This window comes from Streptomyces sp. NPDC050147 (assembly GCF_040660195.1).
Classification (GTDB): domain Bacteria; phylum Actinomycetota; class Actinomycetes; order Streptomycetales; family Streptomycetaceae; genus Streptomyces.
Genome location: NZ_JBFALJ010000013.1, coordinates 26,112 through 40,083 on the forward strand (window position 1 = coordinate 26,112; position 13,972 = coordinate 40,083).

Consider the following 13,972-nt stretch of genomic DNA (forward strand, 5'->3'; position numbering starts at 1 on the left):
GGAACATGGAAGACACCCACATACAGCCCGACGAGCCCAACTGGCTGCAACAGAAGCCCGAACCCCTCGCCACCTACTCACGACGGGCCGACCCGGTGATCACCGTGTGGCAGTTGCCGCGCATCAGCCTCGGCGGCCGCCGCTACACCGGTCGCATCGACCACACCCTGGTCCTCGTCACCCGCAAAGGGGAGTACGAGACGTTCCCACCGCCCGCTCGCCCCACGTCCCTCAGGCGGTATGTGGCCCTGTACGAGGTGAACACCGACCCCCGCTCCTTCTCGGTACGTGTCCCCCTCCCCAGCGCCGTGGACAGCTTCGAGTTCGAGGCCGCCGTGGACGTCACCTGGCGCGTCGCCGATCCGAAGCGCTTCGTGATCAGCCAGGAGCGCGACGTCCCCGCCCTCCTCACCCGCGAGCTCCTGCGGCTGATGCGCGCGGCCGGCCGCCGCCACGCCATCACCGCGAGCACCGCCGCCGAGCTTGACGTCCAGCAGGCGGTGGAGAGGGGCGCCGGCGTCGGCGACCGCGAAGGCCTGTGGGTCGACTGCTCCGTACGCCTGCGGCGTGATGCCTCCGAGCGAGCACATCAGGACCGGCTGCGGCAGGCCCTGCACGAGAGGGAAGCTGCCGCACCCGAGCACGAGGTGGCGGTGCTGCGCGACGAGCAGGACCGGCAGCTCATGGCCGAGAAGATCAAGTTCTACGAGAGCCATCTGGCCAAGGGCGGTATCGGCGCGCTCTCCCTGCACCTGGCCGAACACCGCGAGGACACCAAGCTGGTTCTGGAGCATCTCCGCGCCGACCAGGCGGAGCTCGTACAGAGCCAGCTTCATCTGATCGACCAGGCGCTGGAGAGCAAGGGCCTGGAGGACTACCAGCTGGAGGAGCCCCATCGGCTCATCGCCGAGCGCATGACGGACATCCTGAGGCCGACGGCCGAGCCCCCGGACGAGCCCGCGCCTCGCTACCCGGAGCTGTCGCCGCAGCCACCGGTCGAGAAGCGGCCGGGGCGCCCGACATGACAACCCTGGGCGACCCCCGGATCCAGGCAGGCGCACAGTTGCTCGCCGACCTCCGCAACGAAATCGCCCGCGCCGACTCCAAGGCCACTGTTCTGGTCGGAGCACTCAGCATGTCGACCGGCCTGCTCGGCGGTCTCCTGGCAAGCCGAAGCTGGACTCCGTCCCTGCTCTCGGCTCCCGCTGGCGCCCTGTGGTGGTCGGGAGTGGCCTCTCTCACCGGCGCCCTCTTCTCCCTGCTGCTCGCCGTGGTCCCCCGCTACCGCCGAAGCCGCTGGAGGTCAGGTGAACCACTCACCTACTTCGGCGATGTACACCGGGCCGCACGGGCCGGACAGCTCGACGCCGCCCTGACCGAGACCGGGCTTGATCCCACGTGCGGTCTGCTCCCCACCCTCACCGAGACCAGCCGCATCGCGGCCCGCAAGCACCTGTGGATCCGCATCGGTCTGATCGCCTTCGGCTGCGCCTCGCTCCTGCTTCCCGGATCGCTGCTCATCGACTGAACCGCCCATGGAAGGAGCACCATGTCCCCACCTCCCGAACCCGAGATACCCCGCGAGCCGGTGGCCCCCGAAGACCCGGACGACGACCTCGCCTTCCGTGACGGACGGATTCACATCACGGCCAGGCAGCGCCGTGCGGACGCCCTCACGCTCGGCAGTCTGCTGCTGCACCTGCCCCACGTGGCCATGAGCGCGGCTGTGGTCTTCCTCGTGTCGTACGTGATCGATGCCCTCGTCGGCCTTCCCTGGTGGGCCTGTGTCGGCGCCTGGGCCCTGAGCGGGGCGCTCGTGTTCCATCGCCCCAGCGAACGCGTCCTGGCCCGCCACCTCTTCGGTCTTCGCCATCCGACCCCGGGGGAGCGTCGGCGATTCGGGCCGGTCTGGCGTGAGGTGACGGCGCGTGCCGGAGTGAACGGGGACGCCTACCAGCTGTGGGTCGAGGACAGCGACGGCATCAACGCCATGGCGGCCGCCGGGCACATCGTCGGGGTCACGAGCCATTCGCTGAACGAGTTGCCGTCCGCCCAGCTCGGCGGCGTGCTCGCGCATGAACTCGGTCACCACACCAGGGGCCACGCATGGGCATCGCTGCTCGGCTACTGGTACGCGCTGCCGGGGCGGATCGCCTGGCGCGTCCTGCTCCGGCTCGCCTCGTTCATCGACCGGCTCTCCGTGGGAGCGACGGTCGCCGTGGTCGCCCTGACCGGAGCCGCTGTACTGGCCGTAGCGGTCGCCACGTACGGCCTGGTGCTCCTGCCTTTGGTCACGCCCTATCTGGTGGCAGCGGTCGCCCGGCGGTCAGAGCTCCGGGCCGATCAGCACGCGGCGGCGCTCGGCTTCGCGCCCCAGCTCATGGCGGTGCTCCGCAAAGAACAGGCGGGTCAGGAATCCGAGCGGGCCACGGCGGCGGCACTCGGCTCACCGCTCCGGGCACCCGGCCTGATCGCCCGGCTGCTCTCCTCGCACCCCGATCTGCACACCCGGCTGCACCACCTCCAAGAAGGCATGGACGGCGGGCGCTGAAACGCCGAAGGGCGGCCACCCCGGAAGGGATGACCGCCCATCAACTCAAGCGACTGACTGGCAACGCCTACTGGTTGTAAGGCCCGTAGTCGTAGTCCTCCAGCGGAACAGCCTGACCCGAACCCGTCCCGAAGGGCGAGTAGTCGATGTCGTCGTAGCCGACGGCCGAGTACATCGCGGCCTTGGCCTCTTCAGTCGGCTCGACCCGGATGTTGCGGTAGCGGGAAAGACCCGTACCGGCCGGGATGAGCTTACCGATGATGACGTTCTCCTTGAGGCCGATCAGGGAGTCGGACTTGGCGTTGATCGCCGCGTCCGTCAGGACCCTGGTCGTCTCCTGGAAGGAAGCCGCGGACAGCCACGACTCCGTCGCCAGCGAGGCCTTGGTGATACCCATCAGCTGCGGACGGCCGGAGGCCGGGTGGCCGCCTTCCGTGACCACACGACGGTTCTCGGTCTCGAACTTCGAGCGCTCGACGAGCTCGCCCGGCAGCAGCTCAGCGTCGCCGGACTCGATGATCGTCACGCGGCGCAGCATCTGCCGGATGATGATCTCGATGTGCTTGTCGTGGATCGACACGCCCTGGCTGTTGTAGACCTTCTGGACTTCGCCGACCAGGTGGACCTGGACCGCGCGCTGACCGAGGATCCGCAGCACGTCGTGCGGGTTGGTGGCACCGAAGGTGAGCTTCTGGCCCACCTCGACGTGGTCACCCTCACGCACGAGGACCTTGGCGCGCTTCGAGATCGGGAAGGGAGTCTCGTCGCTGCCGTCGTCCGGCGTGACGACGATCTTCTTGGTCTTCTCGGTCTCCTCGATACGGATGCGGCCTGCCGCCTCCGAGATCGGGGCGACACCCTTGGGCGTACGAGCCTCGAAGAGCTCGACGACACGGGGCAGACCCTGGGTGATGTCGTCACCGGCCACACCACCGGTGTGGAACGTACGCATCGTCAGCTGCGTGCCGGGCTCACCGATGGACTGGGCGGCGATGATGCCGACCGCCTCACCGATGTCGACCAGCTTGCCGGTGGCGAGCGAACGGCCGTAGCAGAAGGCACAGGTGCCGACCGCGGACTCACAGGTCAGGACCGAACGGGTCTTGACCTCCTCGACGCCGTTGGCGACCAGGGCGTCGATCAGGACGTCACCGAGGTCGACGTTGGCCGGCGCGATGACCTTGCCGTCGATGACGACGTCCTCGGCCAGCATGCGGGCGTACACCGAGGTCTCGACGTTCTCCGTCTTGCGGAGCACACCGTCCTCGCCCTTGACCGCGATCTTGAGCTTCAGACCGCGCTCGGTGCCACAGTCCTCCTCGCGAATGATGACGTCCTGAGAGACGTCGACCAGACGACGGGTGAGGTAACCGGAGTCGGCGGTACGGAGAGCCGTGTCCGCCAGACCCTTACGGGCACCGTGCGTGGAGATGAAGTACTCGAGGACCGAGAGGCCCTCACGGAACGACGCCTTGATCGGACGCGGGATCGTCTCGTTCTTCGCGTTCGACACCAGACCACGCATACCGGCGATCTGACGCATCTGCATCATGTTTCCTCGGGCACCCGAGTCAACCATCATGAAGATGGGGTTCGTCTTGGGGAAGTTCGCGTTCATCGCCTCGGCAACCTCGTTGGTCGCCTTGGTCCAGATCGCGATGAGCTCCTGCGTGCGCTCGTCCTTGGTGATCAGACCGCGCTCGTACTGCTTCTGGACCTTCTCGTCCTGCGCCTCGTAGCCCGCGACGATCGCCTTCTTGGCCTCGGGGACCACGACGTCGGAGATGGCCACGGTGACACCGGAACGGGTCGCCCAGTAGAAGCCCGCCGCCTTCAGGTTGTCGAGCGTCGCCGCCACGATGACCTTGGGGTAGCGCTCGGCCAGGTCGTTGACGATCTCGGAGAGCTGCTTCTTGCCCACCGAGTAGTCGACGAACGGGTAGTCCTCGGGCAGCAGCTCGTTGAAGAGCGCGCGGCCCAGGGTCGTACGCAGCCGGAAGCTGTCGCCCTGCTGGTACTCCTGCTCGCCCTCTTCGACGGCCGGCGGGGTCCAGCCGCGCGGCGGGATGGTGCCCACCGGGAAGCGGATGTCGACCTTCGCCTGGAGCGAGAGCTCCTTGGCGTCGAACGCCATGGTCGCCTCGGCGGTAGAACCGAAGGAACGGCCCTCACCGATGACCTTGCGCTCTTCCTCGTCCGTCGTGAGGAAGAAGAGGCCAAGGACCATGTCCTGGGTCGGCATGGTGACGGGACGGCCGTCTGCCGGCTTCAGGATGTTGTTCGAGGACAGCATCAGGATGCGGGCCTCGGCCTGCGCCTCTGCCGAAAGCGGCAGGTGCACGGCCATCTGGTCACCGTCGAAGTCCGCGTTGAACGCGGTGCAGACGAGCGGGTGGATCTGAATGGCCTTGCCCTCGACCAGCTGCGGCTCGAAGGCCTGGATGCCGAGGCGGTGCAGCGTCGGCGCACGGTTCAGCAGAACCGGGTGCTCGGCGATGACCTCTTCCAGGACGTCGTACACGACCGTGCGGCCGCGCTCGACCATGCGCTTGGCCGACTTGATGTTCTGCGCGTGGTTGAGGTCGACCAGGCGCTTCATCACGAACGGCTTGAAGAGCTCCAGCGCCATGGCCTTGGGAAGACCACACTGGTGCAGCTTCAGCTGCGGGCCGACGACGATCACGGAACGCGCGGAGTAGTCCACACGCTTACCGAGAAGGTTCTGACGGAAACGACCCTGCTTGCCCTTGAGCATGTCGCTCAGGGACTTCAGCGGGCGGTTACCGGGACCGGTGACCGGGCGACCACGACGACCGTTGTCGAAGAGGGCGTCCACGGCCTCCTGGAGCATGCGCTTCTCGTTGTTCACGATGATCTCGGGAGCACCGAGGTCGAGAAGCCGCTTCAGGCGGTTGTTGCGGTTGATGACGCGGCGGTACAGGTCGTTCAGGTCGGAGGTCGCGAAGCGGCCACCGTCCAGCTGCACCATCGGACGCAGGTCCGGCGGGATGACCGGCACGCAGTCCAGAACCATGCCCTTGGGGCTGTTGCTGGTCTGCAGGAACGCGGAGACGACCTTGAGGCGCTTGAGCGCACGGGTCTTCTTCTGGCCCTTGCCGGTACGGATGATCTCGCGAAGCCGCTCGGCTTCCTCGTTCAGGTCGAACGACTCAAGGCGCTTCTGCAGTGCAGCGGCACCCATCGAACCGTCGAAGTACGTGCCGAAACGGTCACGCAGCTCGCGGTAGAGCAGCTCGTCACCCTCCAGGTCCTGGACCTTGAGGTTCTTGAAGCGGTTCCACACCTCGTCGAGACGGTCGATCTCGCGCTGCGCACGGTCACGCAGCTGCTTCATCTCACGCTCGGCACCTTCGCGCACCTTGCGGCGTACGTCGGCCTTGGCGCCCTCGGCCTCAAGCTCGGCCAGGTCGGTCTCAAGCTTCTTGGCGCGGGCTTCGAGGTCGGAGTCGCGACGGTTCTCGACCTGCTGACGCTCCACGGAGACGTGCGCCTCCAGGGAGGGCAGGTCACGCGTGCGGCGCTCCTCGTCCACGAACGTGATCATGTACGCCGCGAAGTAGATGACCTTTTCGAGGTCCTTCGGGGCGAGATCAAGCAGGTAGCCGAGGCGCGACGGAACGCCCTTGAAGTACCAGATGTGCGTGACAGGCGCGGCCAGCTCAATGTGGCCCATCCGCTCACGACGCACCTTGGCGCGAGTGACCTCGACGCCGCAGCGCTCGCAGATGATGCCCTTGAAGCGGACACGCTTGTACTTGCCGCAGTAGCACTCCCAGTCCCGGGTCGGACCGAAGATCTTCTCGCAGAAGAGTCCGTCCTTCTCGGGCTTGAGCGTGCGGTAGTTGATGGTCTCCGGCTTCTTGACCTCGCCGTGGGACCACTGTCGGATGTCGTCCGCGGTGGCAAGGCCGATCCGCAGCTCGTCGAAGAAGTTGACGTCGAGCACTTTGTCGTCAATCCCTCTTTCGGGGTCGAGTCTCAATCATGGTCTGAACGGGTCCGGGGAGAGCCGGCCGGACACGAGGTCCGGCCGGCCAACCCGTCAGACCTCTTCGACGCTGCTCGGCTCGCGCCGGGACAGGTCGATACCGAGCTCCTCCGCCGCGCGGAAGACGTCCTCGTCGGTGTCACGCATCTCGATGGACATGCCGTCCGAGGACAGCACCTCCACGTTGAGACAGAGCGACTGCATTTCCTTGATGAGTACCTTGAAGGACTCGGGAATGCCGGGCTCGGGGATGTTCTCGCCCTTGACGATGGCCTCGTAGACCTTCACGCGGCCGGTCACGTCGTCGGACTTGATCGTCAGCAGCTCCTGGAGTGCGTACGCGGCGCCATAAGCCTCAAGCGCCCACACCTCCATCTCACCGAAGCGCTGACCACCGAACTGGGCCTTACCACCCAGCGGCTGCTGGGTGATCATGGAGTACGGACCGGTCGAGCGAGCGTGGAGCTTGTCGTCGACCAGGTGGTGCAGCTTGAGGATGTACATGTACCCGACCGAGATCGGGTCCGGGAACGGCTCGCCGGAGCGGCCGTCGAACATCCGCGCCTTGCCGGACGGCATGACCATGCGGTCGCCGTCGCGGTTCGGAATCGTGTGCTCGAGCAGGCCGGTCAACTCGTCCTCGCGGGCGCCGTCGAAGACCGGAGTCGCGACGTTCGTCCGCGGCGGAACCTGGTCGGCGCCGATGCGCTGCAGGCTCTGCGCCCAGTCCTCGCTGAGACCGGAGACGTCCCAGCCCTGGCTGGCGAGCCAGCCGAGGTGGATCTCCAGGACCTGTCCCGGGTTCATTCGGGACGGGACACCCAGCGGGTTGAGGATGATGTCGACGGGCGTGCCGTCCTCGAGGAAGGGCATGTCCTCGATCGGAAGGATCTTGGAGATGACGCCCTTGTTGCCGTGACGACCGGCGAGCTTGTCGCCGTCCGTGATCTTGCGCTTCTGCGCCACGTAGACACGAACCAGCTGGTTCACGCCCGGCGGCAGCTCGTCGCCCTCTTCACGGTCGAAGACGCGTACGCCGATGACCTTGCCGATCTCACCGTGCGGCACCTTCAGCGAGGTGTCGCGCACCTCGCGCGCCTTCTCACCGAAGATCGCGCGGAGCAGGCGCTCCTCGGGGGTCAGCTCGGTCTCACCCTTGGGCGTGACCTTGCCGACGAGGATGTCGCCGGCGACGACCTCGGCACCGATACGGATGATGCCGCGCTCGTCGAGGTCGGCGAGGACCTCTTCGGAGACGTTCGGGATGTCCCGGGTGATCTCCTCCGGGCCCAGCTTGGTGTCACGGGCGTCGACCTCGTGCTCCTCGATGTGGATCGAGGAGAGGACGTCGTCCTGTACGAGGCGCTGCGACAGGATGATCGCGTCCTCGTAGTTGTGACCTTCCCAGGGCATGAACGCCACGAGCAGGTTCTTGCCGAGGGCCATTTCGCCCTCTTCGGTCGCGGGACCGTCGGCGAGGACCTGACCCTCGACGACCCGGGCGCCCTCGTCGACGACAACCTTCTGGTTGACCGAGGTGCCCTGGTTCGAGCGGGAGAACTTGGCGATGCGGTACGTGGTGTACGTGCCGTCGTCGTTCGTGACGGTGACGTAGTCCGCGGAGACCTCCTGGACCACACCCGCCTTCTCGGCCTTGATCACGTCACCGGCGTCGACCGCACAGCGGTACTCCATGCCGGTTCCGACGAGGGGAGCCTCGGCGGTGATCAGCGGCACGGCCTGACGCATCATGTTCGCGCCCATGAGGGCACGGTTGGCGTCGTCGTGCTCGAGGAACGGGATCATCGCGGTCGCGACCGACACCATCTGGCGCGGCGAGACGTCCATGTAGTCGACGTCGTCGCCGGGGATGTAGTCGATCTCGCCGCCACGACGGCGGACGAGGACGCGCGCCTCGGTGAAGCGCATGTCCTCACCCAGCACGGCGTTGGCCTGGGCGATGACGAAGCGGTCCTCTTCGTCGGCCGTCAGGTAGTCGACGTCGTCGGTGACGACGCCCTCGACGACCTTGCGGTACGGCGTCTCGACGAAGCCGAACGCGTTGACGCGGCCGTACGAGGCGAGCGAACCGATCAGACCGATGTTCGGGCCTTCGGGCGTCTCGATCGGGCACATGCGGCCGTAGTGCGACGGGTGCACGTCACGGACCTCGAAGCCGGCCCGCTCACGGGAGAGACCACCCGGGCCAAGCGCCGACAGGCGGCGCTTGTGGGTGAGACCCGACAGCGGGTTGTTCTGGTCCATGAACTGCGACAGCTGGCTGGTGCCGAAGAACTCCTTGATGGAGGCGACGACCGGCCGGATGTTGATCAGGGTCTGCGGCGTGATCGCCTCGACGTCCTGGGTCGTCATGCGCTCACGCACGACGCGCTCCATACGAGCCAGACCCGTGCGGACCTGGTTCTGGATGAGCTCGCCGACGTTACGCAGACGACGGTTGCCGAAGTGGTCGATGTCGTCGGTCTCGACGACGATCGACGTACCGCTGTCGCCAACGGTCTCGGTCTCACCGGCGTGCAGCTTCACCAGGTACTTGATCGAGGCGATGATGTCCTCGACCGTGAGGATGCCCGCGTCGAGCGGAGCCTCCGCACCCAGCTTCTTGTTGACCTTGTAGCGGCCGACCTTCGCGAGGTCGTAGCGCTTGGGGTTGAAGTAGAGGTTCTCGAGCAGCGTCTGGGCAGCCTCGCGCGTCGGCGGCTCGCCCGGACGGAGCTTGCGGTAGATGTCGAGCAGTGCGTCGTCCTGGCCCTGGGTGTGGTCCTTCTCCAGGGTGGCGCGCATGGACTCGTACTCGCCGAACTCCTCGAGGATCTGCTCGGTCGTCCAACCGAGAGCCTTGAGCAGAACGGTGACCGACTGCTTGCGCTTGCGGTCGATGCGCACACCGACCATGTCGCGCTTGTCGATTTCCATCTCCAGCCAGGCACCCCGGGACGGGATGATCTTGGCGGAGAAAATGTCCTTGTCGGACGTCTTGTCGATCGAGGAATCGAAGTAGACGCCCGGCGAGCGGACCAGCTGTGACACGACGACACGCTCGGTGCCGTTGATGACGAAAGTGCCCTTGTTGGTCATGAGCGGGAAATCGCCCATGAAGACCGTCTGGGACTTGATCTCGCCGGTTTCGTTGTTGGTGAACTCGGCAGTGACGAAGAGCGGGGCGGCGAACGTGAAGTCGCGCTCCTTGCACTCGTCGATGGAGTTCTTCGGAGGCTCAAAACGGTGGTCGCGGAACGTCAAGGACATCGACCCAGAGAAGTCCTCGATCGGGGAGATCTCCTCGAAGATCTCTTCCAGACCGGACTTGGTGGGGACGTCCTGTCCACTGTCGAGAGCCGCCTCGACGCGAGCCTTCCACGCGTCATTTCCGAGCAGCCAGTCAAAGCTCTCGGTCTGGAGCGCAAGAAGGTTCGGAACCTCGAGGGGCTCCCGGATCTTTGCAAAGGAGATGCGCAGCGGGGCAGTGCTTGCGCCGTTGTTCGTATTCGCGGTCGAGGCAGTGCGCGAGGCGGCCAAGAGGGGGTCCTTCCGAGGGCTCGGACTCACTACGCGCGTACCGGTCCCAGGTTGGACGCAGAGACAGGATCACCCAGGTCAGGGAAAGTCCAGTCCACTGTGCTCAAGCATGGGCATGCCCCTGGTGACGGGCAGGAGGCAGCTAACAGGCAGCGCAAAGGGTCAGTGTAGCCACTAGGCCCACTGATGTCCAGTGCGGGTTTTTGAAGACCCTCGTTGTTCTCAACCCCTGCTGCAAGCCACGCCCTCGATGCACATCGATACTGCCCTCTTCGCCGTCGATCCATGCCTCGGATGCGGATCGATGTGACGACGCGTCCTGAGAATTGCGCGCTGCGTGCAGTTCGTCAAGGCCCCCCTGCCCCGACTTGGCTCTCAGCTCGTCACCGTCACGGCCGTTCCGAGGCACGACGAAGATCACCATACTCGTCGGGACGGGCTACGCAAGGCAGCCGTAGGGGTGTGCCGGAGAACGCCGAAGGGCGACCACCCAGATGGGTGATCGCCCTTGACGCGCGCTGCCTGAGCAGCGCTGGAAGTCCTGCCGCCTACGCGCCCACAGGCGCGCGGCAGACGACTCGCGAGGTGTTACTTGACCTCGACGGAGGCGCCGGCGGCCTTGAGGGACTCGGCAGCCTTCTCAGCGGCCTCCTTGGCGACCTTCTCGAGGACCGGCTTCGGGGTGCCGTCGACGAGGTCCTTGGCCTCCTTGAGACCCAGGGAGGTGAGCTCGCGCACGACCTTGATGACCTGGATCTTCTTCTCGCCGGCGCCGGTGAGGATGACGTCGAACTCGTCCTGCTCCTCGGCAACCTCGGCGGCGGCGGCCGGGCCGACCGGGGCGGCGGCAACCGCGGCGGCGGCGGTGACGTCGAACTTCTCCTCGAAGGCCTTCACGAACTCGGAGAGCTCGATGAGGGTGAGCTCCTCGAACTGAGCAAGCAGGTCTTCCTGGCTGAGCTTCGCCATGATGGGCGATCCTTCCACTAATTCGGCTGGTGCCGGGTGTATATGAAGGCGGGCGTACGTTCGGCCCGCTGCGACCGTCGCCCTAACGGGCGGCGATCAATGCGCGAGCCGAATTACTCGGCACCGCCCTGCTCGGCCTTCTTGGCACGAAGCGCTTCCGCGGTGCGGACGAACTTCGACGGCAGAGCCTGGAAGAGCTGCGCAGTCTGCGTCTGCTTGCCCTTCAGCGCGCCGGCCAGCTTGGCGAGCAGAACCTCGCGGGACTCGAGGTCCGCGAGCTTCTTGAACTCATCGGCGGACAGCGCCTTACCGTCAAGGACACCGCCCTTGATGACGAGGTTGGGGTTGTCCTTGGCGAAGTCACGAAGACCCTTCGCCGACTCCACCGGGTCACCGGTGACGAAGGCAACTGCCGTCGGACCCGAGAACAGGTCGTCCAGCGTGTCGATCCCGGCCTGGTTGGCCGCGATCTTGGTCAGCGTGTTCTTCACCACGGCGTACTCGGAGTTCTCACCGAGCGAACGGCGCAGCTGCTTGAGCTGGGCCACGGTGAGACCCCGGTACTCGGTCAGCACGGCGGCGTTCGAGCTGCGGAACTTGTCCGTGAGCTCGGCTACCGCGGCAGCCTTGTCGGGCGTCGGCATAGAGCGTCGGCCTCCTTCCGGGTGATGAGGACCGCTCAGAAGGGGCTGACAAAACAAAACGCCCCAGCGCAGGCGCATGGGGCGTGAACTCGACCTGACGAAAACCCGTCCGGGAGCACTTCCATAAACACCTACGCGGGTCGTCCGCAGTTTCAGCGGATCCTTCGGCCACCGCACACTCTTGCGAGCACACGGCAACGACCAGCGGTCTTTGGCTTCTACGGAAGAGTACGCGAACGGGTTCGCGTCAAGCAAATCGGCTCAGAAGCCGCTGTCCCCGCCGCCCTCGCCGAGCTCCTTGAACATCTCCATCAGGTCGAAGGTCTCCCCGGCCGGCGGAGCGGACACCTTGGCGGCGGCCCCGTAGTCCGAGAACTTCTGCGAGGTCTTGATGGTGCCCTCGGGGCTCTTGATGTCGATGTCCATGCGGACCGGGTAGTCGTCCTCGTTGACCCAGACCTCGGTGTCGTAGCCCTTGATGCCCGACTTCTCGATGCTCTTGAAGAGCTCGTCGCGCTCGCTCTTGCTGAGCACGTCGCTCAGGCCCTTGTTCGACTCCATCATCTCCTTGACGGAGAGCCGGCCCTTGTAGCTCTGGGTCTGCACACCGTCGACCTTGGCCGGGCCGACGTGCTTCAGGTTCGGCGAGTCCAGGAGCATCGCGAGCTGCTGCGCCGGGTCCTGGTTCATGCTGTCCAGGCCGCCGGTCATCTGCTTCGCGAGCTTCTCGTCACCGGCCTGCTCGGCGATGGAGGTGAGGTCCATCTTCATCCAGCGCTTGCCGTCCATGTCCTTGGCGGCGGCAGTCCCCATGTCCATGTACATCACGCTGTCGAGCCAGCGCATCCGGATCTCCTTCGGAGCCTCCGGGGCGCCCTCCGTGAGTGCCGAGCCCGACATCGTCATGTCCATGACGGTCGGGTCCCAGCCCATGACGCCGGACATCTTCATGTCACCGGACGCACCGGCCATCGACTTCGGCGCCGACATCGTCATCTCGACCTTGGCCGACTTGGCCTTCGCGGTCTTCTCGTACGCCGCCGTGATGACCTCGGTCACCTGCGACCGGGACTGGGTCTCCCCCGAGCCCGCTCCCCTGGACTTTCCGTCCTTGTCGGAGCCCGTGCAGGCGACCGCGCCGGTACAGAGCAGCGCGGTGGCGAGCACGGCGCCCGCGACCCTCTTACGTCCCTTGTCCCCACGTACGGAAACAATGTTCATGACCCCACCCCTAGGAACACATGATCGAAACAATTTAGTGTGGCGAGACTACCCGAAGGGCGAGATCAGGCCTGCGGCTGCTGGTTCATGAGGTCCTTGAAGTTCACGGTGTCCGAGGCCGGGGGCTTCTCCACGGAGACCGGGGTGCCGTAGTCGCTGTAGTAGACCGTCTGGGAGAAGGAGCCGGTCTTCATGTCGGCCTTCTCGGTCTTCTTGACCAGCAGGTCGTCGTCGTTGACCCAGATGTCGATCGTTTCCGTGCTCATGCCGGCCTGGCTGAACTGCTTCTTCAGCTCGGCCATCTGAGACGCGTCCAGGTCGGCGTTCTTGCCCGTCAGGTCGGCGACATCGACCTCACCGGAGTAGTGCGTCGTCTTCGTGCCGCGGACCGTCTCCTCGCCCACGCGCTTCACGTCGCCCGAGGCGAGCAGCATCTTGACCGACTGGTTCGGGGTGGTGTTCTGCATCTGGTCCTTGAAGGCGTCACCGGCGGCGCCGCCCATCTCGGCCAGCGTCTCGTAGTCGTACGCGATCCAGTGCTTGCCGCCACCGGCCTGCGAGGCGAACTGGTCGCCCATGTTCGCGTAGAAGCCCGTCTTCAGATAGCGGTAGTCGATCTTCGACTGGCCCATCTGCTTCATCTGCTCGGCCTGCGTGCCACCGGTGAGGGTCGCCGTGACGTTGCCGGTGATGCCGTCGGACCAGGCCATGGCGCCGTCCATGCTCATCGACATCTGCGTGCCCATGACCGTCTTGCCCTCGATCTTGGCCGAGTCGGCGCTGTCGGTCTTGTCGTCGATGGTGCGCAGGGCGGCTATCGGGCTGAGCGCCACGGACCCCTTCCCCTTGCTCTTCCGGTCGCCGTCGCCGGAGGAGCCACAGGCCGCGACCCCGGTCAGCGCGGTGGCCACCGCGATCGACAGGCCCACGCGTCGCATGGTCGTGCTGTTCATGACATCCCACCCCTTGTACTCGTGTGAAACCCGCACGCTAGCGCAGTCCCCCGACAGCGGACGGACATGCACGCATACGAGGACG

At 65.9% G+C, this 13,972-nt stretch carries 9 protein-coding genes; 3 read left to right on the top strand and 6 right to left on the bottom strand.

Annotated elements, in window-relative coordinates:
• Window positions 1-5: 5 nt before the first annotated feature.
• From AB0I94_RS20815 to AB0I94_RS20825, 3 genes are read left to right on the top strand one after another with little or no spacing between them, the layout of a single operon-like run.
• Window positions 6-1,025: a hypothetical protein gene (locus tag AB0I94_RS20815; RefSeq protein WP_363311050.1), complete on the top strand. Its 1,020-nt coding sequence runs from the start codon at window positions 6-8 to the stop codon at window positions 1,023-1,025.
• The gene (locus tag AB0I94_RS20820) at window positions 1,022-1,528 is read left to right on the top strand and encodes a Pycsar system effector family protein (RefSeq protein WP_363311051.1); all 507 of its coding nucleotides are present in this window, start codon (window positions 1,022-1,024) and stop codon (window positions 1,526-1,528) included. Before AB0I94_RS20815 ends, AB0I94_RS20820 begins: the two co-directional genes overlap by 4 nt.
• Window positions 1,529-1,549: 21 nt before the next feature.
• Window positions 1,550-2,551, top strand: a complete 1,002-nt coding sequence (locus AB0I94_RS20825; protein WP_363311052.1) for a M48 family metalloprotease — start codon at window positions 1,550-1,552, stop codon at window positions 2,549-2,551.
• A 67-nt stretch (window positions 2,552-2,618) separates the two neighbouring features.
• On the opposite strand, the gene AB0I94_RS20830 is transcribed toward AB0I94_RS20825, so the two are convergent.
• The 6 genes from AB0I94_RS20830 to AB0I94_RS20855 all read right to left on the bottom strand — a co-directional run bounded on the left by AB0I94_RS20830 (window position 2,619) and on the right by AB0I94_RS20855 (window position 13,887).
• Window positions 2,619-6,518, bottom strand: a complete 3,900-nt coding sequence (locus AB0I94_RS20830; RefSeq protein ID WP_363311053.1) for a DNA-directed RNA polymerase subunit beta' — start codon at window positions 6,516-6,518, stop codon at window positions 2,619-2,621.
• A gap of 96 nt (window positions 6,519-6,614) precedes the next feature.
• Window positions 6,615-10,100 carry a DNA-directed RNA polymerase subunit beta gene (gene rpoB, locus AB0I94_RS20835; protein WP_363311054.1) on the bottom strand — a complete coding sequence of 1,162 codons (3,486 nt, stop codon included), beginning with the start codon at window positions 10,098-10,100 and terminating at the stop codon, window positions 6,615-6,617.
• Window positions 10,101-10,688: 588 nt separating this feature from the next.
• The gene (gene rplL / locus AB0I94_RS20840) at window positions 10,689-11,069 is read right to left on the bottom strand and encodes a 50S ribosomal protein L7/L12 (protein ID WP_363311055.1); all 381 of its coding nucleotides are present in this window, start codon (window positions 11,067-11,069) and stop codon (window positions 10,689-10,691) included.
• Between the two features lie 113 nt (window positions 11,070-11,182).
• Window positions 11,183-11,713, bottom strand: coding sequence for a 50S ribosomal protein L10 (gene rplJ, locus AB0I94_RS20845; RefSeq protein ID WP_363311056.1), 531 nt, complete (start codon window positions 11,711-11,713; stop codon window positions 11,183-11,185).
• A gap of 261 nt (window positions 11,714-11,974) precedes the next feature.
• Complete coding sequence (locus tag AB0I94_RS20850; RefSeq protein ID WP_363311057.1) at window positions 11,975-12,934, bottom strand: hypothetical protein; 960 nt, start codon at window positions 12,932-12,934, stop codon at window positions 11,975-11,977.
• Between the two features lie 65 nt (window positions 12,935-12,999).
• A complete protein-coding gene (locus AB0I94_RS20855) occupies window positions 13,000-13,887 on the bottom strand; it encodes a hypothetical protein (protein ID WP_363311058.1) in 888 nt (295 codons plus the stop codon).
• Between the last annotated feature and the right edge of the window lie 85 nt (window positions 13,888-13,972).

Bases quoted from the DNA above. Each gene is read 5' to 3' on its own strand.
- AB0I94_RS20815 (WP_363311050.1), top strand. From the start codon at position 6: ATGGAAGACACCCACATACAGCCCGACGAGCCCAACTGGCTGCAACAG.
- AB0I94_RS20820 (WP_363311051.1), top strand. From the start codon at position 1,022: ATGACAACCCTGGGCGACCCCCGGATCCAGGCAGGCGCACAGTTGCTC.
- AB0I94_RS20825 (WP_363311052.1), top strand. From the start codon at position 1,550: ATGTCCCCACCTCCCGAACCCGAGATACCCCGCGAGCCGGTGGCCCCC.
- rplL (WP_363311055.1), bottom strand. From the start codon at position 11,069: ATGGCGAAGCTCAGCCAGGAAGACCTGCTTGCTCAGTTCGAGGAGCTC.
- rplJ (WP_363311056.1), bottom strand. From the start codon at position 11,713: ATGCCGACGCCCGACAAGGCTGCCGCGGTAGCCGAGCTCACGGACAAG.
- AB0I94_RS20850 (WP_363311057.1), bottom strand. From the start codon at position 12,934: ATGAACATTGTTTCCGTACGTGGGGACAAGGGACGTAAGAGGGTCGCG.
- AB0I94_RS20855 (WP_363311058.1), bottom strand. From the start codon at position 13,887: ATGAACAGCACGACCATGCGACGCGTGGGCCTGTCGATCGCGGTGGCC.